This window comes from Chryseobacterium sp. RU33C, from assembly GCF_900156015.1.
Taxonomy (GTDB): Bacteria; Bacteroidota; Bacteroidia; order Flavobacteriales; family Weeksellaceae; genus Chryseobacterium; species Chryseobacterium candidae.
Genome location: NZ_FTMT01000008.1, coordinates 84,135 through 104,503 on the forward strand (window position 1 = coordinate 84,135; position 20,369 = coordinate 104,503).

General features: G+C 36.8%; 16 protein-coding genes. 9 read left to right on the forward strand and 7 right to left on the reverse strand.

The window, feature by feature from the left end:
* Positions 1-163: 163 nt before the first annotated feature.
* A complete protein-coding gene (locus BW946_RS08940) occupies positions 164-1,069 on the reverse strand; it encodes an AraC family transcriptional regulator (RefSeq protein WP_076595847.1) in 906 nt (301 codons plus the stop codon).
* A gap of 123 nt (positions 1,070-1,192) precedes the next feature.
* Here BW946_RS08940 and BW946_RS08945 point away from each other — a divergent pair, with 123 nt between their 5' ends.
* Genes BW946_RS08945 through BW946_RS08955 form a run of 3 tightly spaced genes read left to right on the forward strand, consistent with a single transcriptional unit; the run spans position 1,193 to position 6,359 of the window.
* Entirely contained in the window at positions 1,193-2,422 is a 1,230-nt protein-coding gene (locus BW946_RS08945; protein ID WP_076595848.1) for an MFS transporter, read from the forward strand.
* A 2-nt stretch (positions 2,423-2,424) separates the two neighbouring features.
* Entirely contained in the window at positions 2,425-3,906 is a 1,482-nt protein-coding gene (locus BW946_RS08950) for a trehalase family glycosidase (protein WP_076595849.1), read from the forward strand.
* A gap of 23 nt (positions 3,907-3,929) precedes the next feature.
* A complete protein-coding gene (locus BW946_RS08955; protein ID WP_076595850.1) occupies positions 3,930-6,359 on the forward strand; it encodes a TonB-dependent receptor in 2,430 nt (809 codons plus the stop codon).
* Between the two features lie 327 nt (positions 6,360-6,686).
* On the opposite strand, the gene BW946_RS08960 is transcribed toward BW946_RS08955, so the two are convergent.
* The gene (locus BW946_RS08960; protein WP_076595912.1) at positions 6,687-7,325 is read right to left on the reverse strand and encodes an MBL fold metallo-hydrolase; all 639 of its coding nucleotides are present in this window, start codon (positions 7,323-7,325) and stop codon (positions 6,687-6,689) included.
* A gap of 70 nt (positions 7,326-7,395) precedes the next feature.
* Between BW946_RS08960 and BW946_RS08965 the strand changes: the two genes are divergently transcribed.
* A complete protein-coding gene (locus tag BW946_RS08965; RefSeq protein WP_076595851.1) occupies positions 7,396-8,616 on the forward strand; it encodes a type IX secretion system plug protein in 1,221 nt (406 codons plus the stop codon).
* 347 nt (positions 8,617-8,963) lie between these two features.
* Positions 8,964-10,916 carry a M4 family metallopeptidase gene (locus BW946_RS08970; RefSeq protein ID WP_076595852.1) on the forward strand — a complete coding sequence of 651 codons (1,953 nt, stop codon included), beginning with the start codon at positions 8,964-8,966 and terminating at the stop codon, positions 10,914-10,916.
* Between the two features lie 81 nt (positions 10,917-10,997).
* On the opposite strand, the gene hemH is transcribed toward BW946_RS08970, so the two are convergent.
* From hemH to BW946_RS08985, 3 genes are read right to left on the reverse strand one after another with little or no spacing between them, the layout of a single operon-like run.
* On the reverse strand, positions 10,998-12,026 hold the full coding sequence (gene hemH / locus BW946_RS08975) for a ferrochelatase (RefSeq protein ID WP_076595853.1): 1,029 nt from the start codon (positions 12,024-12,026) through the stop codon (positions 10,998-11,000).
* 15 nt (positions 12,027-12,041) lie between these two features.
* A complete protein-coding gene (locus tag BW946_RS08980) occupies positions 12,042-12,569 on the reverse strand; it encodes an NADPH-dependent FMN reductase (RefSeq protein WP_076595854.1) in 528 nt (175 codons plus the stop codon).
* An 11-nt stretch (positions 12,570-12,580) separates the two neighbouring features.
* Positions 12,581-13,459, reverse strand: a complete 879-nt coding sequence (locus BW946_RS08985; RefSeq protein ID WP_076595855.1) for a NifU family protein — start codon at positions 13,457-13,459, stop codon at positions 12,581-12,583.
* 162 nt (positions 13,460-13,621) lie between these two features.
* On the opposite strand from BW946_RS08985, the gene BW946_RS08990 reads away from it, so the two are divergent.
* Positions 13,622-14,158, forward strand: a complete 537-nt coding sequence (locus BW946_RS08990) for a gamma carbonic anhydrase family protein (protein WP_076595856.1) — start codon at positions 13,622-13,624, stop codon at positions 14,156-14,158.
* Positions 14,159-14,330: 172 nt separating this feature from the next.
* Here BW946_RS08990 and BW946_RS08995 read toward each other — a convergent pair whose 3' ends face one another.
* Positions 14,331-14,783 carry a hypothetical protein gene (locus tag BW946_RS08995; RefSeq protein WP_076595857.1) on the reverse strand — a complete coding sequence of 151 codons (453 nt, stop codon included), beginning with the start codon at positions 14,781-14,783 and terminating at the stop codon, positions 14,331-14,333.
* Between the two features lie 82 nt (positions 14,784-14,865).
* Between BW946_RS08995 and BW946_RS09000 the strand changes: the two genes are divergently transcribed.
* On the forward strand, positions 14,866-16,992 hold the full coding sequence (locus BW946_RS09000; RefSeq protein ID WP_076595858.1) for a helix-turn-helix domain-containing protein: 2,127 nt from the start codon (positions 14,866-14,868) through the stop codon (positions 16,990-16,992).
* Positions 16,993-17,029: 37 nt separating this feature from the next.
* Here the strand turns inward: BW946_RS09000 and BW946_RS09005 are convergent, their stop codons facing one another.
* Positions 17,030-17,878 (reverse strand): M12 family metallopeptidase, encoded by an 849-nt coding sequence (locus BW946_RS09005; RefSeq protein ID WP_170872067.1) that lies wholly within the window; start codon positions 17,876-17,878, stop codon positions 17,030-17,032.
* A gap of 259 nt (positions 17,879-18,137) precedes the next feature.
* Between BW946_RS09005 and BW946_RS09010 the strand changes: the two genes are divergently transcribed.
* Both BW946_RS09010 and ribB read left to right on the forward strand, forming a co-directional pair.
* Positions 18,138-19,142: an LLM class flavin-dependent oxidoreductase gene (locus BW946_RS09010; protein WP_076595860.1), complete on the forward strand. Its 1,005-nt coding sequence runs from the start codon at positions 18,138-18,140 to the stop codon at positions 19,140-19,142.
* Between the two features lie 68 nt (positions 19,143-19,210).
* Entirely contained in the window at positions 19,211-20,332 is a 1,122-nt protein-coding gene (ribB, locus tag BW946_RS09015) for a 3,4-dihydroxy-2-butanone-4-phosphate synthase (protein WP_076595861.1), read from the forward strand.
* Positions 20,333-20,369 lie beyond the last annotated feature (37 nt).

Here is a 20,369-nt window from a genome sequence, read left to right on the forward strand (position 1 = left end):
CATTGTCTATTCATTCACTTTGTCACTCCGTAGGAGTCTAACCCTCATTTTTTATTGTAAGCCCTTACAAAATTTCTGTAACTAAACCTGGATTCCTACAGAATGTACAAACACAACGCTTAGTATAACCGCACGAATTGTTGATAAGAGTCCTGGCAAATTATCAAAAACTTACTTTAGCTTTAATCTCCTTTTCAGTCTTTATATCTATATTGACGTTGCTGTCAGAGTAATTCCTGATAAACTCAGAAGGAGTTTTCCCCGTATATTTTTTAAACATCCTGTTAAAATACGTCACATTATTAAAACCACATTGATAGCTGCATTCCGAAATAGATCTGTCCTGCGCCATCAGCAGGCATGCTTTATTAATTCTGTACCGGTTTACAAACTCTGTAAACGTAATCTGAGTGGCTTTTTTAAAGAAATTGCAGAACGCAGGCAAAGTAAGGTTGGCCAGTTTTGCAACGTTTTCAATATCGATTTCCTTGTCGTAATGATGTTCTACATAGGTGAAGATATTTTCAAGGCGGGTTTTATTTTTTGAAATAATGGTGTAGGGCATGATCTCTTTATTCAACAGATCATAATCTTCACACTTTGAAAGTTCAAAAAGAATTTCCAACAGTAACAAATATCTTTTGTAGCCTTCAGATTCAAGCATCAGCTTCAGTTTGGGAAGCATTACTTTTTTTACTTTATGATGAAAATGAATCCCATATTTAGAAAGTTCCAACAGATTTTTAATAGATCTGGCTTCTACTTCCTGCTGTGGAAACTGAAGGATTTCTTCTTTGAACTGAAGCACAATTTCCTCGTGAGGATCAATAGAATTCAGTCCAAATCCGGAGTGGGGAATATTGGAACCAATTAATACCAGATCTCCATTCGTATAATTACTTTTATGATAGCCTACATGGCGGGTTCCATTCCCGGAAATGACACATACCAGCTCAATTTCGGGATGATAATGGTATTCCCATTTGAATTCTGAAATGGGAGAGTTATTGTGAATGGTACGGAATGAACTCTTTTCATTAGGGATGACCCTTTCAAAAGTAACTTTCATCTAATTAATCATATTTATTCATTAAAAATACTAAATATATTAATATAGTTCAAATATTGATTTACTGTGTTAAATTATCGTTAACAGAAATGCTTCTATCTTAGCCGACAAGAAATAACCTGAATGAAAAATCTTAACATCAAGGCCGTTTTATTTTTAAACTATTTTGTCTTCGCCATTCTTCTGAATTCTGTAGGAACAGTCATTCTACAGGTACAGCAGAATTTTGGGATTTCAAAATCTTCGGCCAGTGTTCTGGAAGGCTTCAAAGATCTTCCGATTGCCATATGTTCTTTCATTCTGGCTTCATTTCTTCCGAAGATAGGAATCAAAAAATCAATGTTGATTGCCTTATTGCTGGTAAGCTGTATGTGTTTTGTAATGCCGTTTACCAATGAGTTCTGGGTTTTTAAATTATTATTTGCGACAGTAGGAGTTTCATTTGCATTAATCAAAATATCGGTTTTTACTTCTATCGGGCTGGTAACGGAAACAGATAAGGAACATTCCAGCTTTATGGGATTTCTGGAAGGATTTTTCATGATCGGGGTATTGGCAGGAAATGTTTTATTCAGCTTATATATTGATGATCACAATCCGAAATCCACAGAATGGCTGAATGTATATTGGGTGTTGGGTGTACTTTCAACTTTATCTTTTTTATTCTTATTCTTTTCAAAACTGAATGAACAGGAAGCTAAAAGTGAGAAAACAGATCTCCTGGGAGATTTAAAAAACAGTGTAAGCTTATTCAGCTATAAAAAAGTACTGAGCTTTTTATTATGTGCTTTCCTTTTTGTACTGGTAGAGCAGAGTTTTCAGACATGGACTCCTACTTTTTATAAAGAAATTTTAAAAGTGCCTACCTCTATGAGTATTCAGGCAGGTGCGGTTTTAGCAGGAGCTTTTGCTTTGGGAAGATTCTTATCAGGATTTTTCTCTAAGAAATTCAGCTGGATCTATGTGGTTTCTTTCTGTGTGGTGGGTTTTGCCATTAGTTTACTGTTGGTTTTACCCCTTACCCATAATATTCATATTGATACGAATACAAACTGGATGAATGCCCCTTTGGTCGTGTATTTATTTCCTTTGATGGGAGGTTTGCTGGCACCTATTTATCCAAGCATTAATTCTGTAATTCTTGCTTCGATTCCGAAATATCTGCACAGTGCAATGTCAGGACTGATCGTTGTTTTCTCAGCAATCGGAGGAACGATAGGTTCTATTATTACAGGTTTTGTGTTTCAGGAGTTCAGCGGACAGCAGGCATTTTACCTTTCCCTGATTCCTCTTTCATTATTGATCACCTCTGCGGTTTTCATGAATAAATTAAAAATTAATCCTAAAAAATAACAATGAGTAATCAGCTTTACATAAAAGAAATTCAAAGTCTGTTTGATGCGGTACAGAGATCTGAAATTTTTGAAGATCAGAAAATGATGACGGATGCAGTTCCTCTGTTTCCCATTGCAAAGATTAATGAGGATTACGAAAAATCCAGAAATACGGAAGGTTTTAACCTGAAAGATTTTGTGATGACTCATTTTGATTTCTTAGGTGCGAGAGTTTCTGTACACAGAGAAGAACAGCTTCCCATTGGGGAACATATTGAAAAGTTATGGGATGAACTGACCCGTACAGCGTATGAAGAAAAAGGAACGCTTTTAAAATTACCAAAGCCGTACATTGTTCCGGGAGGCCGTTTTAATGAATTTTTCTACTGGGACAGCTATTTTATCATGCTTGGATTAAAGGTTTCCGGAAGAGTAGAAATGATGGAAAACATTATTGAAAACTGTTCTTATCTGATATTAAATGTAGGATTTGTCCCGAATGCCAGCAGAACTCATTTCCTAAGCAGATCGCAGCCTCCTTATTTTTCATTAATGCTGGATCTTCTTTTTGAAACCAAAGGAGATAAAGCGATTTATACGAAATACCACGAAACACTGCAGAAAGAATATGCTTTCTGGATGAATGGAGAAGAATGGCTTGAAAACGGATCCAGTGTAAAAAGGGTGGTTAAAACTACAAACGGAGATATTCTGAACCGTTATTATGATGCAGAAAATGCACCACGCCCTGAAAGTTACCTGATCGATATTGAAGACAAGGAGACCGCTTCAGGAGACGAATTTTACAGAAATATAAGAAGCGCCTGTGAATCCGGCTGGGATTTTTCCAGCAGATGGTTTGCAGACGGAGAAAATATACAGACAATAGAAACGCAGAATCTGGCGCAGGTTGATCTGAACTGCCTTTTGTGGCATTTGGAAATGACTTTGGCGAAATCTTCAGCGCTTCTGAATCTGAGTGAAAAAGAAAATTATTTTTCAGAAAGAGCAGCAAACCGAAGACAGATGATCAATACCTATTTCTGGGATGGAAATACTAACAATTATAAAGATTATCACACAAAAAAAAACACAAAAACACCGTCTGAACATATTGCTGCTCTTTACCCTTTATTCCTGGGCATTGCAGATCAGAAGCAGGCTGAGGCTGTTGCTAAAGCTGTTGATGAAAAGTTTCTTTACCAGGGTGGCCTTGTTACCACAACTAAAAACTCGGGTCAGCAGTGGGATCTTCCCAATGCGTGGGCACCTTATCAATGGCTGGGCTTTAAAGCGATGAAAAATTACGGCTTTAATGAGCTGGCAGAAAAAATTAAAAACAACTGGTGTTCCAATGTAGAAAGGGTCTACAAAAATACCGGGAAACTGATGGAAAAATACAATGCATTAGACACAGAAACAATAGCAGGCGGAGGGGAATACCCTAATCAGGACGGATTCGGTTGGACCAATGGAGTGTATTTACAATTACAACAAAACTGAAACTAACAATAAAAAATAAGGCTATGAAAAAAAAATCGATCTTTTTAATCGCCGCAACAGCTACGTTATATTTTAATAATGCTTATGCCCAGGAAACACCGCAGGATTCTGCAAAAGTTTCTTCCATCGATCAGATTGTCATTACAGGAAACTCAAATCCGAAGAAAAAAATAGAATCCAGTACAGCGATTTCTACTTTTAGCTCCAAAGAAATCCAGAAGCAAAACCCGATCAGTGCTGCAGCTTTATTGCAGAGAGTTCCCGGATTTGCTGTGGAAACCTCAGGTGGTGAAGTAGGAAACAACCTTTTTGCAAGAGGGATTCCTTCTGCCGGGGCTTATGAATTTGTACAGGTTCAGGAAGACGGTCTTCCGGTTTTTGAAGACGGAGCGCTTCAGTTTGCTAATGCGGATAACTTTTTCCGTGTAGACAATTCTGTCAACCGTATGGAAGCTTTGAGAGGAGGTTCAGGATCTATTTTTGCTACCAATTCTCCGGGAGGGTTGATTAACTTTATTACCAGAGAAGGAACCAATGATTTCAGAGGGACGGCAAAACTGGAGACAAGTACCTATGGATTGATGCGTACCGATGTTAATCTAGGAGGCGCTTTGGTTCAGGATAAATTGTTTTTCAATGTCGGTGGTTTTTACAGAACAGATGACGGAATCAGAAAAACAGGTTTCAAAGCCAATAACGGCGGCCAGATCAGAATGAACCTGAAATATGTCTTTGATAAAGGCTATGTAAAAGTCTATTATAAAAAACTGGATGACAGAAATACATTCTTCCTTCCGATTCCTTTGATCCAAAACGGAAATAAGCTGAAAGGATTCCCAGGTTTTGATCCTAACTATGGAACATACAGCTACAGAGCCATCAGCCAGCTGAATATTCCACAGGCCGGAGGCGGATTTTTCAACAGAAATCTTGAAGACGGAATCCATCCGAAAGTAGATGTATTGGGTGCTGAGTTTAAATATGACCTTGGGAATAATTTCACGGTTTTAAACAAAACGAGATATACCAATATCAATATGAACTATACGGGAATTTTTCCTGCAGGAGGACCACAAATGGCTGCCGATTTTGCTAAGAGCAACGGAATTACAGGAAATAACTATCAGTATTCATTGGTAGGCAGTGGAGGAGTGGTTGATCCTCAATATGTACAAAAGCTTGGCTTCTGGGCAATTGATAAGCAGATGAATAACTTTGTAAACGATTTACAGTTCAATTATAAATTTGATAAAGGAAATGTTACGGCAGGTTTTTATAAATCCAACTGGAAGTCTCACCAATACTGGAACTGGAGTAATATTCTGACTACAGCATCGGACAGACCTGAATTACTGAATCTGGTAGATACTTCTTTAAGCCCGTCAGATGTTGGATATTCCAAAACATATAACGGTGTTACCAATATGACATTTTTGCAGAGAGATACCCAGACTCAGGGAAGTTTGAATGATCTTTATGTAAACCTGGATTATAATATTACCAATGCTTTAAGTGTGAACGGAGGTCTTCGCTACAGCCATGATTATTACAAAGGAAATTTTGCCAATACAACAAGTGCTAATTTAAATAATTCAGGGTTAACAACGGATGGAACTCACGGTTTCAATACTACAACTGCTGATGATAATATGAGTGTATTGGGAAATAAATACACTTACTGGAATTACAATGTAGATAAAGTTTCCTTTACGTTAGCTGCCAATTATAAGATCAATAGAGAAAATGCTGTGTACGCCCGTTTCTCCAATGGTTTCAGATCTCCGAATGAAGAAGCTTATTACAATTATTTCTCCAATCCAAACCCTGATAAACCGTTAAAATCTGTAACAACGAACCAATTGGAGGTAGGATATAAATATTACTCGCGTACTTTTGATATCGCAGTGATTCCGTTCTATTCTACCTTGAAAAATCTTTCATTTACGGATGTTTTCTCTGATGGTAAATCCGAAAATACTTTTGCCAATACCAAAAACTATGGAGTTGAAGTGGAAGGTTTCGTCCGTTTGTTCAATAATATTTTAGAAGTAACATTCAATGGGACCATTCAGAGTCCAAAATATAAAAACCTTGAGGCCGGAAGCGTGCTTGAAGGAAATGTGGTAAGAAGAATGCCTAAATTTTTCTTCAATATTTCACCGGCTGTCAATATTACCAAATCATGGAGAGCATATGTAAGTATGAATTATTATGGAAAACGTTTCCAGGATGAGCTGAATAAGCAAACCTTGCCTTCTTTCACAGAATTTGGAGCGGGAATGTCTTACCAGTTAGGAAGAATACGTTTTGCAGTGGATGGAACCAATATCTTTAATACCATTGGAATCACAGAAGGTGACCCAAGAGCAGGTTCTCCAAACGGAGACGGAATCATCATGGCCAGACCTATTATGGGAGCTGCCGCCAGAGCCTCAATCACATTGGATTTCTAAATTCTATTTCTTTATAACAGCAAAACCGTCAGAATTTCTGACGGTTTTGTATTTTTTATCATTACTGTCCTATAAAAAGTATAGATACATTGAAAATATCAATATTTAGGATATGAATTAACAGTTAGCTTTGGAGCTGATTTGATCCCGTCGGGATCTACTGTGAGTAGAAAAAATGAAATCGCTGTAAAATAAAGCTCCGGAGGAGCGATCTGTTAATGATGTTTTAATTAAATCGGACAAGAATGATTTTTATATTAAGTGTCAGATCTAAGTTTGATTCAAGACATTTACACGACTCTCAAATCCTAAAATCCTCCGACCCTTTTACTTCAAAAACGGATTGTACTGTTTCTCAAAACCAATCGATGTAGGATTTCCATGTCCTGAGAAAACCTGGGTATCATGATCTAAAATAAAAAGTTTCGATTTAATTCCTTCAATCAGCTGCTCATAATTTCCTTTATACAAATCTGTTCTTCCGATACTGCCTTCAAAAAGAACATCACCCGAAATCATGAATTTCTGATTGTTATTATGATACACCACACTTCCCGGAGAATGTCCCGGAACATGATAAATTTTAAACTTTTCGCCATCCAGATCAAGTTCGTCCCCTTCCTTGATGTACTCTACATCCACTTTTACAGGATTGATCTGCACTCCGAATCTCATACCACTCGCCTGAAGCATATCCAGCACTTCCTGATCTTCCTGATGCATATTGACAGGAACATTGAATTTGTCAAAAGCCCACTGAAGTCCCAATACATGATCAATATGAGCATGGGTTAAAAGAATTTTCTGAATCTTCAGTTCTTTCTCTGTGATAAAATGATCAATAGCCTGAGTTTCCTGAGCATTCATATTTCCCGGATCAATTAACCAGGCATTTTTATTTTCGTTATAGATGATATAAGTATTTTCACTCGCAAAGTTGAATACGAAACCTTGAATCTGAAGCATATCTGAATATTTTTTATTCAAAAATACGATATTATTAAGAAAATGGCTATTTTTCGTTATCTTCGTCATAATGAAAACTTTGCGAATACTCTTACTATCTTTGGGCGGACTGGTCTTTGGACAAAATATCCAAAGTGTTCAGCTGTTCAATCCTCAGACCAACGATGAAACCCCTGTAATTAAAATTGGTGAACAATTGGTTTTAGGCTTTGATGATCTTACAAACGGCAGTCAGATCTACAGATATACCTTCAAACATTATGACAGAAACTGGAATGAAGATAACCTGTTTTTTACAGAATTTGCTACCGGGAGTATGAATGCACTGCTGGACCAGTTTCAGTATTCATTCAATACATTACAGGCTTATACCCACTATAAACTTGTTTTCCCGAATGATAAAATCCAGCTGAAAGTCTCAGGGAATTATGAACTGATTGTCTATAAAGATTCGGCAGACGAGCCTCTTTTCAAAAAGAGATTTTATCTGGTAGAAGATGTAACGTCTGTAGGGCTGAATATTTCAAGATTTGCAGATGCAAAAAATCCCAATGCTAACCAGAGGGTAGAAGTGAATGTTTCTCCGAAAGGCAGAGATATTTCTTCCAATGTTAATTCAATTACCATGAATGTGATGCAGAATAACAACCCGAATATGGTGATTTCCAATCTTAAACCGAGCAGTGTTTTAGGAAATCAGGTTTTGTTCCAGCAGATGAATCTTGTTTTTCCGGGAGATAATGAGTTTTATTATTTCGATAATAAAAATATGAATATGGCCGCGGATATGGTGCGTGCTACCGAAATAAAAGATGATGTGAACCAGACGTATCTTCATCCGGTATGGGCGTTCCCTTTAAATTATCAGTATCAGCCGGATGTGAATGGAGCATGGTATTACAGAAGAAATGATTTAGGTAGAGAAAGAGATGCCGAAAGAGAAGCTGACTATTCATGGGTACATTTCTATCTGGATTCTGATCCTGTGGATAAAGAAATTTATGTGCTGGGAGGATTTAATAATTATAAACCCAGCAAGGAAAATCAGATGCAGTATGATGCATCCACCAGACAATATGTAGCGAAAATATTCCTGAAACAAGGATTTTATAACTATGTATTGGCAACTAAAGAAGGAAATGGTTCTCTCAACTTTGGAGAAATAAACGGTAATTTCTGGCAGACGGAAAACCTTTATCAGGCCTTTCTTTATTATGCACCATTCGGAAGAAATTATGATGGTTTAATGGGATATGGAGAATTCAGAACACCAATTGCCAACAAAAGGTAAATAGTTGTAAAATATACATATAAAATAGGACTGCCTCTTGAGGTAGTCCTATTTTTGTTCATGTTGAAAATAATTAATCAATTAAATCTTATAGTAAGGTTGATTTTTTACAATATAATGCACTACATAGTGAAAAAAAAATAATTCACAAAATTTTGATTTTAATTAAATATTTTAACATAAAATTAATATTACAGAAAAATTTTGTTTAAATATTTTTCTTTGTTTTAAAATCATTATTATGTTTTCTTTATTGATTTATAATATCAATTGAATTTTATTCATTGTTTATCTTGTTTTATTGTTAAAAGTTTATAAATTCGTTTCCACAATCAACTATAATTAATATGAAAACGAAATTTATCTTAGTAGCAAGCGTTGCTGCATGCTCTTTTGTCTTTGGGCAAAATACACCATCAAAATTGGTTCCGGGTAAAAGCGGACTACATGCTGAATTTATGAGATTTGAAAAAAATGCACCTGCTTACCAGGGAAGCCCTGTTTTATTTGACGAAGCGTCTCAGAGACTTTCTGCGGGGCAGGCTCGTAAACTAGGCCTGGAAAAAGATGCATTAGGTTTTGAAACTCAAAGATTTCAACAGACCGTTAATGATATTCCTGTAGAATATGGAATGATGGCGGTACAAACAAAAGACGGTAAAATTGTAGGACAATCAGGAAAATGGATTATTAAAATTCCGAAAGGTCTCGACAAAACTGCCAGTCTTGCTGAAAATGCTGCTTTACAGAACGCTTTGTCTTTTGTAGGTGCAGAATCCTATAAATGGAAAAATAAAGAAGAAGAGGATTTTCTTAAAAAAGAAACCGGTGATCCCAACGCAAGCTATGCCCCAAAAGGTGAATTGGTGTATTATTCAAATCCTGATGATGACAAGCTTAATGATTTAAGGCTAGCCTATAAATTTGATATCTATGCCGAAAAACCATTAAGCAGACAATATGTTTTTGTGGATGCTAAAAATGGAAAAGTACTGGGAGTAGATGCTATCATCCATGAAGTGAACACACCGGGAACAGCAGTTACAGGATATAGCGGAACCCGCAATATCACTACAGATTCTTATAACGGAAGTTACCGCTTAAGAGAAACAGGAAGAAATGGGGGAACTTCAGTGGAAACCTATAATCTGAAAAAGGGAACCAGCTATGCCTCTGCGGTAGACTTCACAGATACAGACAATAACTGGAATAATGTCAATACCAATAAAGACCAATATGCTACCGATGCCCATTGGGGAGCCGAAATGACCGTGGATTATTTTTACACAAAATACGGACGCAAGAGTATTGATAATAATAATTTCGCTATTAAATCTTATATACACTATTCTACCAACTATTTTAATGCATTTTGGGATGGTTCCAGAATGACTTATGGTGATGGAAGCTCAGCAACAAATGGCGGAAAACCTTTAACAGCTATAGATGTATGCGGCCACGAAATTACACACGGGCTAACTTCTAAAACAGCTAATCTTGCTTATCAGAGAGAATCCGGAGCGTTAAATGAAGGCTTCTCAGATATCTTTGGAAATACCATTGAGCGTTGGGCGAGACCTACACAGGCAAGCTGGACACTGGGAGAAGATTTCAATTATGTAATCAGAAATATGGCTAATCCTAATGCATACAGCCAGCCGGATACCTATATGGGAACCTACTGGAAAACAACTACCACTTCCGGTTGTGTTACTCCAAGCCAGTCTAATGACTATTGCGGGGTGCATACCAATTCAGGAGTACTTAATTTCTGGTATTATTTGTTAGTAACAGGAGGATCAGGTACGAATGATAAAGGATTTGCCTATAATGTTTCCGGAATCGGACTTGATAAGGCAGGTGCTATTGCCTACAGAACATTGACAACTTATCTGACATCTTCTTCTACGTATGCGAATGCAAGAACGTATTCTATTCAGGCGGCTACTGATTTATACGGAGCAGCCAGCAATGAAGTGACTCAGGTTAAAAATGCATGGAATGCTGTAGGTGTAGGAGGTGGAACTTCTCCTGCAGGAAAAGTGGCAGCAGCACAAACAGCGTTGTATACCATTAGCCCGAATCCTGCAACAGACAGATTTACCATCAACTTTGAAGGAAAATCAGGAAAAGGAATTGTAGAACTGGTAAGCCTGACAGGCAAGAAAGAAATTTCTGAAAAAGTTGAAATTGCTGATGGCGTAAATAAACTTAACATCCAGCTACCTGCCAATATTCTTCCGGGAGTATATATTGTACTGGTAAACGGAGAAAAAGCAGGAAACCTGATTAAAAAATAATTCAATCAAATTTTTAATATATTCAACGAAAAGGCCGCAAGAATTAATCTGCGGCCTTTTGTATATTCTGAGTAAAGAAGATTATACCAAATAGAAATCATTCAGTTTTTCTTCACAAAGTGTTTTTACCACTTCAATCCATCGGTCTTCATCGTTCAGACATGGAATATAATGGAAGTTTTCGCCGCCGCCATGCATGAACTGTTCTTTTCCTTCTACTGAAATTTCTTCCAGTGTTTCAAGACAGTCGGAAACGAAAGCCGGGCATACAATAGCCAGGTTTTTGATCCCTTTTTTACCAATTGTTTCCAATGTTTCGTCCGTGTAAGGTTCAATCCATTTATCTTTTCCTAATCTAGACTGGAAAGAAACAATCGTTTTCTCTTTAGGTAAATTCAATTTGTCAATAACAAGCTGTGTTGTTTTATAACATTGATGACGATAGCAGAACTGATGACTTGGATTATCCTCTCTGGAACAGCAGTCGTTAAGATTACAGGTCTTTGTAGGATCTGTCTTATAAATATGTCTCTCAGGAACTCCGTGATAAGAAAACTGCAGTGCATCGAAATTTTCAGGAAGCTTTTCTTTAATGCTTTCTGCCAGGCAGTTAATATAAATATCCCTGTTGTAGAAAGGCTGAATATAATTAATTTTTACACCAGGAAACTTCTTTTTTCTTACTTCTTCGGCTTTCTCAATGACCGTTTCCGTAGTACTCATTGCATACTGGGGATATAAAGGAAAAAGAACGATTTCCGTGACTCCCTGATCAACCAGTTTCTGAATACCAGTTTCAATGCTTGGCTGCGCATATCTCATCCCTATTTCCACCGGAACATCTACCACTTTTTGCAGCTTTTTTTGAATCTGTTCAGTGATGACAATCAGTGGTGAACCCTTATCTGTCCAAACCGTTTTATAGGCTTCAGCAGATTTTGCAGGTCTTGTTTTCAGGATAATTCCCTGTACAAGAAGGGCACGGAAGATCCAACGGTAATCAATCACCCTTTCATCCATCAGAAATTCATCAAGATATTCCTTTACGTCGTTTACAGAAGTAGATCTCGGTGATCCGAGGTTGACTAGTAAAATTCCTTTCTTATTCAATATTCTAAATTTTAATTATGAAACAGAAGTTCTAAAATCTGTTACTAATTTTGATACTATGGCAAAGGTATTACTTTCCAGTAAGCCATTGCTTTCAAATTTGCCTTTTATTCCTTTTATTAATGTCTGATGTTTATCATCCGCTATGGCTCCGAGAGTTTTTAAAATCAATAACAACTCTTCGTGTCCTTTTTCTCCGCTGGCGGAAGCAGTGATCACAGCAACGGGCTTTTCAGAAAATACTGTTGTGGAAACGCACCACTCCAATAGATTTTTTAATCTTCCGGGAATACTGAAAATATATTCCGGTGTGGAAAATATCACCCCTGCTGAGTTGTTAATAGCCTCTCTGATCTTCAGAACTTCTTCCGGAGTATCATTATCCGTTACTGCGGCATCAAAATGTGGAAGGACAGAAAGATCAGCATATAACTGAAAGTCTGTATCGCCTGTCTTTTCCAGTACCTGTTCCATCAGTTTCTGATTGCTGGAATTTGCTGAAGCACTTCCAATAATCACTACAATTTCCTTTCCGGGAGGCATTTCGGTAGTTTTTATCCGTTTACAGCTTCTACTCTTTCTACCAAATCCGGAACGAATTGTTTTAAAATATTTTCAATTCCGTTTTTTAAAGTAGCAGTAGAACTTGGGCAGCCGGAGCATGCACCCTGAAGAAGCATTTTTGCGGTTTTATTTTCCTGATCATATTCCATCAGAGAAATTTTACCCCCATCATTTTCTACAGCAGGAGCTACATATTCATTTAAAATGTCAGAAATTTTCTGCTCATCCTCAGTATAATCTCTGTTAATAATTTTCTCAACAGGATTTTCATGTTTCTGAGGTTCTATTTTTGCAATTTCTCCTCCGTTCTGAAGATATTCGGCGATAAGCGCACGAACAGTCATCATTACCTGATGCCACTCAACAGAATTATCTCTTGTAACGGCTACAAAATTGTCCGAAATGAAAACTTCCGTTGCAAAATCAAACTCTTTAAAAATAGCCAGTGCCAAAGGAACTTCTTCAGCCGCTTCTTTCGATTTTACTTCCACAAAACCATCCATCAGTAATTTGCTTGAAACAAATTTCATTACATTGGGATTCGGAGTCATTTCAGCATAGATCTGATACATTTCTTTTTTCTTCTGAAGATAAATTCTCGGGTTGGCCAGTAATTCATCCTCAATCACATTTTTCAGGCTTTCAGCAACATGTTCCCATTCTATGGTATCCTGTTTAGCCACAGCTACAAAATTAGCTGTAATGAAAACTCTTTCCACAAAAGGATAGTTGAAAAGTTCCTGTGCCAAAGGAATTTCTGAAATATCTGAATTTCTGTCCAGTTCCAAAGACCCGGGGATGAGATTGTAATCTGCTACAAATTTCATCACTTTTGGGTTTTCAGTAGGTTCTATAAGTACGGTACGCATTTTTTCGTTAAATTTGAGATACAAAAATACGCATTAGAAGTTAGAAGCTGAGTATTGAGAGTTAGATTTTTGCTATCACTGTAATTTAGAAGTTAGATATCAGAAAAGATAGTATATTTTAATTTTCGTATTGGCCCGTTTTCAAATTTTCAAATTAATATTATGGCACTAATAAAAGAACTTTTAGGAAAAGCACCACAGATTGGAGAGAATACATTTTTAGCAGAAACTGCTACTATTATTGGCGATGTTACAATGGGAAAAGACTGCAGTGTCTGGTATAATGCAGTGATCCGAGGGGATGTGCATTACATCAGAATGGGTGACAAAGTGAATGTTCAGGACAATGCAATGCTGCACTGTACGTATCAGAAATATCCTTTGAATATCGGGAACAATGTTTCTATAGGTCATAATGCCATAGTTCATGGATGTACCATTAAAGATAATGTACTTATCGGGATGGGAGCTATTGTGATGGATGATTGTCTGGTAGAAGAAAACTCCATTGTGGGAGCAGGTTCTGTAGTGACTCAGGGAACGCACATTAAATCCGGAGAAGTCTGGGGAGGAGTTCCTGCAAGAAAAATCAAAGATATCAATGCGCAGTTACTGGAAGGAGAAGTGAACAGAATTGCAGATAACTACGTGAAATATTCATCATGGTATAAAGAGAATGTGAAGGATCATCAGTTTTAGGTTGTCTGGTGAATAATGAATCGTCAATTCGCTGCGCTTGTCAATTTTGAAAGTTTGCATTTCACTATTCACTTGCGAAGCAAAATTCACCATTGATCTATTTAAAATAAATATAAAAGCTCTGTTCTGAAACAGAGCTTTTTCGATTTGATATAGAACCTTTGCTTTATTGTTAATTATTGTCCGGTGTAATAAGTCTGATCTTGCCATTGACACATTTGACAGACGTAGGCGGCGTGATCATCATACAGTCAGACGTAATATTATACTTTTCATTAAAAGCTTTCACTTTATCCGTATACTCATTCACTCTTTGCAGGAAAGTCTCTTCTATTTTCTTAGGATAGGCAATGTATTGCTGAGGGCCGCCACAGGATTTTGACCCCATAGGAGCAAATGTCCATTCACTGGCATCCGTACATTTTTCTCCCGATACTTCAGATTCAATGGAAGCTTTTAATCTATCCAGCTGTGCCTGTTCGTATTTCTGACTTTCTGCGTCAGCAGGCCTGTCTGCAATATCAATAGGAAGATTGGTATTGGCATTCTTTGATGTATTACATGAAACCAATGTTAATGTAGTACACAGTACTATTGCCGGAATATGAAAGAGTAATTTTTTCACAATAAACGTTTTCTTTTTTATAATTTTTCAAAACTTATGCCAAGGTAAGAAATTCAAATTCATTTCCGTATTTTTGACGAAGATGAATAATCATTTTTTTGACTTAATAGAATATACGAACAGAAGCGTTTTTTTAACCGGGAAAGCCGGAACAGGAAAGACGACATTTCTTAATGACTTTGTAAGGCGTACCAAAAAAAAGCATATTGTGGTGGCTCCCACGGGAATTGCTGCCATTAATGCAGGTGGAGTAACAATCCATTCCATGTTTGGGCTGCCGTTAAGAACCTTTCTTCCCACTACAGAAAGGATAGATACCAGTTTGGCCAATAATATTGCCGATCTGATGCCTCATTTCAAATACCGCAAAGATAAACTGAAACTTCTGAGAGAGGTTGAAATCATTATTATCGATGAGGTTTCAATGCTGAGAGCTGATGTTCTGGATATGATGGATTTCTCTTTGAGATTCATCAGAAGAAATAATCAGAGATTTGGAGGGGTACAGATGCTTTTTATAGGAGATTTGTTTCAGCTTCCTCCGGTGGTAAGGGATGAGCATATCCTGAAAATGTATTACAATTCACCCTTCTTTTTTGACAGCCATGCCATTAAGGAAATTCCTATTGTTACCATTGAACTGACGAAAGTATACAGACAATCTGACGAAGAGTTTCTGGAAATTCTGAATGCGATCCGTGACGGCGATGTGGATAATATAGATTTTAATCATCTCAACGAAAGGTATGATCCTGACTTTGATATGGGAAAAGAATCCTATGTGTATCTGTGTTCTCACAACAAAATGGCAGATGAGATTAATCAGGAAAAATTAGCTGAAATAAAAGTTGATCCTCAGATTTATGAAGCTAAACTGGTAGGAGACTTTAAAGAGAACCAGTTTCCTAATGACCAGTTTCTGGAACTGAAAATAGGAGCCCAGATTATGTTTATCCGAAATGATATTTCCGGAGAAAAGAAATATTTTAACGGAAAGCTGGGCGAGATTATCGGGTTGGATGAAAATGAAATCCGTGTTGTTCTGGATGAAAGTGAAAGGGAAATTGTGGTAAAAAGAGAAACCTGGGAACAGAAAAAATATTTCCTTGATACGGATAAAAATATCAAAGAAGAAGTGCTGGGAAGTTTCGAACAGTTTCCTATCAAATTAGCATGGGCGGTTACCATTCACAAAAGTCAGGGATTAACATTTGATAAAGTCATTATTGATGCCGGGAAAAGTTTTACTGCCGGTCAGGTGTATGTGGCTTTATCCCGCTGCAGAACACTGGAAGGGATTGTTTTGAAGTCAAAAATTACTCCTGAAGTTATTTTCAAAGATAACAGGATTTTGCATTTCCACACGGATACCATTGCCAATGATCATGTTGAAGCAATTCTGAATCAGGAAAAATATGATTACAGCATCAGAAAAGTATTGCGTACATTAGACTGTACATGGTTTTTGAAAGAAGTGGAAGAGTGGAATAATCTTTCTATTGTCACTAAAAATATTGATCATGTTAAAACCAAACAGCTTTATCTTCAGTTGAAACATGAAGCGGTCAATCTTGGGAAAATTTTTGAGAAGCTGGAACGTATCATTTTTCAGAAGGTTAATCATTTTATTGAACAAAAAGAAGAATGGTCCGAAATTGAAAGCAAATCAAAAGGAGCTGTCAACTTCTTCTTTACAGAAATCAGAAATAAAATTTTCGATCCTTTAAAAGAATTTTATGCTGAAATAAAAGGTGCAAAAGGTTTAAAACAATATAACGAAGAATTTAAAAACTGGCTTGAAGACATTGAAGAGTATCTGAACAGTCTGAGAGATATTCACTTACTGGAAACGAAACTTTTAGATGAAAAGAATGATAAGGAAATCAATCTTAAAATTGCTAAAGTTCCGTCTCAGGTTTTAACATTCCAGTTGTTTGAACAGGGAAAAACCATCGGAGAAATTGCCTTGGAAAGAGGTTTAGTAAAAGAAACTGTTATAGGGCATCTTGCCAAATTTGCAGAACAGGGATTGCTGGACATCGCCAGAGTCATTACTTCAGACAAGATCAAAGCTTTTGAAGATGAATTCTACAAAAATCCACACGAAACTTTAACCGAGTGGAAGAATGCACTGCCAAGTCATTTTGAATTTAACGAAATCAGGATTTTAATTAATCACTATAATTATAAAAAAGAAAAGAACTCGTAAGAGTTCTTTTTTTGATTAATAAGCGATTCTTAAAAATTTAAGGATACATCGCATTGATAGTATTGATATCTCCGGTTGTGAATCCGGTTCTGTTATAAGTAAAATTGCTGTTATCAGCTCTGGTAATCGTTGGTAACCCATTTTTAGAATAAGAGGTTGGCCAGTACATCATCACAGAATTAATATTGAATGGCCCTATATCTGTTCCGGAATTATAGATATTGAAGTTATAAGATTGTCCGTTTTGGATATTGTTCCACAGGATTTTTACATATTGATCTCTGTCTTTACGCGTATGCTCATGGTAAAGTCCTACCGTATGTCCCATTTCATGAATCACTGATCCTACAGAAATGTACTGATCCAGAGAAACCGTTTGTTTTCCGCCCCGATATCCTATATGAGCCCAACCATCCGATCCTGATGAGCTTCCGAAAATAAATTCAACATAATTGGACTGATTGGTACGGTAGATCCACTGAGTATTGGTTTTATTATTATACTCGCTGATCGCAGAGTTGATTTTATTGACATTGATAGAACCCATATTGCTGGCAATGGTATAATAAATTTTACCATTGGGCCATCTTGAATAGCTGGCACCCCCTTTATTAACTTCATTTCCTTCGGATAACTGTTTATCAGTAAGAATAATATCTTCCTGGAAAAAATTCATTCCGTTTTTTCTTTCATAGGTAATTTCCTGGCCGTTCAATTGTCCCTTTTTTACATTGTCTGCGTTGAAGGCATTCGTTTGTGCTTCGGAAATAATTTCTTCATTGTTCTTACTGCAAGAGGAAAATGTAGCAGCAATAAGAAAACTCATAAAGACAGTTTTTCCTGTCAGCATCTGCTTACAGAACAGGCTGTTTGTTTTTTTGTTCATATTAAAGTTTTTAAAAATTTGGTATACGAATATAATAAATATGTCTCTTTTTATTGAATTGTTTTTGTTGAAATACATTTTTAATATGATTATTTAATTTTAAAATCATATAGACAAAACGATGTATACAAAAATTTTATTCCAATAGTTTTTCCCTGAACTGATCAATTGTTTTTATTAATTACAAAAAGTAACTAATGAGGTTTTTATGTTTTAAATTTGCCTTGTTTTTCAACTAAAGAAAAATTAACATCATAACATGAAAAATTTTGAAATTTCTGTTTTAGATCTTGCACCGGTAAAGCAGGGCAAAAGCATTCATGATACTTTTCAGGACTGCTTATCACTAGCCAATCACGCTGAAAATTTACATTATAAAAGATTCTGGCTGGCGGAACACCACAATATGGAAAGTATTGCCAGTTCAGCAACCTCTGTTTTAATAGGTTTCATCGCCAACGGAACGAAAAAAATCAGAGTAGGTTCAGGAGGGATTATGCTTCCGAATCACAGTTCTCTGATTATTGCAGAACAATTTGGTACTCTGGAATCTCTGTTTCCGGGAAGAATTGACCTTGGTTTAGGAAGAGCTCCGGGAACGGACGGACTCACAGCACAGGCTTTGGGAAGAAATCCTGCGATTATTAATGAACAGTTCCCAAGACAAATTCTCGAACTTCAAAGGTATTTTTCAAAAGAAAATTCGGATGCAATGGTTCGTGCCATTCCGGGAGAAGGGCTGGATATTCCATTATATATTCTGGGATCAAGTACAGACAGTGCGTGGCTGGCTGCGGAACTTGGTTTGCCTTATGCATTTGCAGGACATTTTGCTCCTGAGCAGATGGAAATGGCTTTTAAAATCTACAGAGAGCATTTTGAACCGTCAAAATATCTGGATAAACCTTATATCATTGCCTGTGTTAATGGCGTAGCAGCTGAAACTTCTGAGGAAGCTCATAAAATCGCGACGACTTTATTCCAGGCATTCATCAATATTATAAGAAACGACAGAAAACCTTTTGCTCCACCGGTGGATGATATGGATGAAATCTGGTCACCGATGGAAAAATCCATGGTGTTGCAGAAACTGAGATATACTTTTATTGGAGATCAGTCCGAAATTCAGGAAAAGCTTACAGATTTTCAGGAAAGATTCCAGGTAGATGAACTGATGATCAATTCACATATCTACGATCATCAGAAAAGATTGAGATCTTACGAGATTTTCAGAGAGGCGGCTAACTCCTTATCCAAAGCTTAATAAACCATTCATAATTAGTTGGCAGATGCTTATTTTTATGAGTATCTTTGCAAAAATAAAAAGTAAAAATGTCCGATATTAAATTAAATACTATTCCAGAGGCTATTGAAGACCTTAAAAATGGTAAAATAATCATAGTAGTAGATGATGAAGACAGAGAAAATGAAGGCGATTTTCTTTGCGCTGCAGAACTGACAACGCCGGAAATTATCAATTTTATGGCCCTTCACGGAAGAGGGCTGATCTGTATGCCGCTTCCGGAAAAAAGATGTGATGAACTTGGCCTTGAGGTAATGGTAAGCAGAAGCAGTGATCCTAAAGAAACGGCTTTTACTGTATCAGTAGACCTTTTAGGAAACGGAACATCTACCGGAATTTCTGCAGGAGACAGAGCAAAAACTATTTTAGCACTGATGGATGAGAAATCCAAACCTACAGATTTTATGAGACCTGGTCACATTTTCCCGCTTCGTGCAAGAAAAGGTGGTGTATTGAAAAGAGCCGGACATACTGAGGCTGCCATTGATCTTACACATTTAGCAGGTTTGAAAGAAGGAGGAGTGATCTGTGAGATCATGAATGAAGATGGTACCATGTCCCGTCTGCCTGAACTTCACGCTTTTGCTCAAAAGCATAACATGAAGATCGTTTCTATCGAAGATCTGATCCACTATCAGCTTAAAAAAGGAAATCTGGTAGAAAGACTTGAAGAGAAAAAAGTAAAAACGCATTACGGTGATTTTGATTTTTATGCTTTCAGAGAAACGTCCAATGATCAGATCCACTTTGCATTGACAAAAGGAGCATGGACAGTAGATGAGCCTGTTTTGGTAAGAGTACAGTCTTCAGATTCTTATTTTGATGTATTGACCAGATTAAATAATGGTGAGAAACCGCTATTGGAAAAGGTAACCAATATGGTAAATGAGGCAGGAAAAGGCGCTATTATTTTCATCAACAACGTTTCTAATTCTGAAAATACGTTGAGAAAACTTCAGCAGTTCCTGAACTATCAGGACGGCCAGGAGCAGCATCCTACACTGGCGTACAATTACAGAGATTATGGAATCGGAACGCAGATCCTGAAGAATTTAGGAATCAATAAGTTCAAAGTAATTACTCAAAACCCTAATATCAAACCTCAGGTTGGAGGATATGATGTAGAGGTTACTGAAATGGTACAATTGTAAAAAATGAACGGGCAGTAGTGAATTATTTTCGCAATAA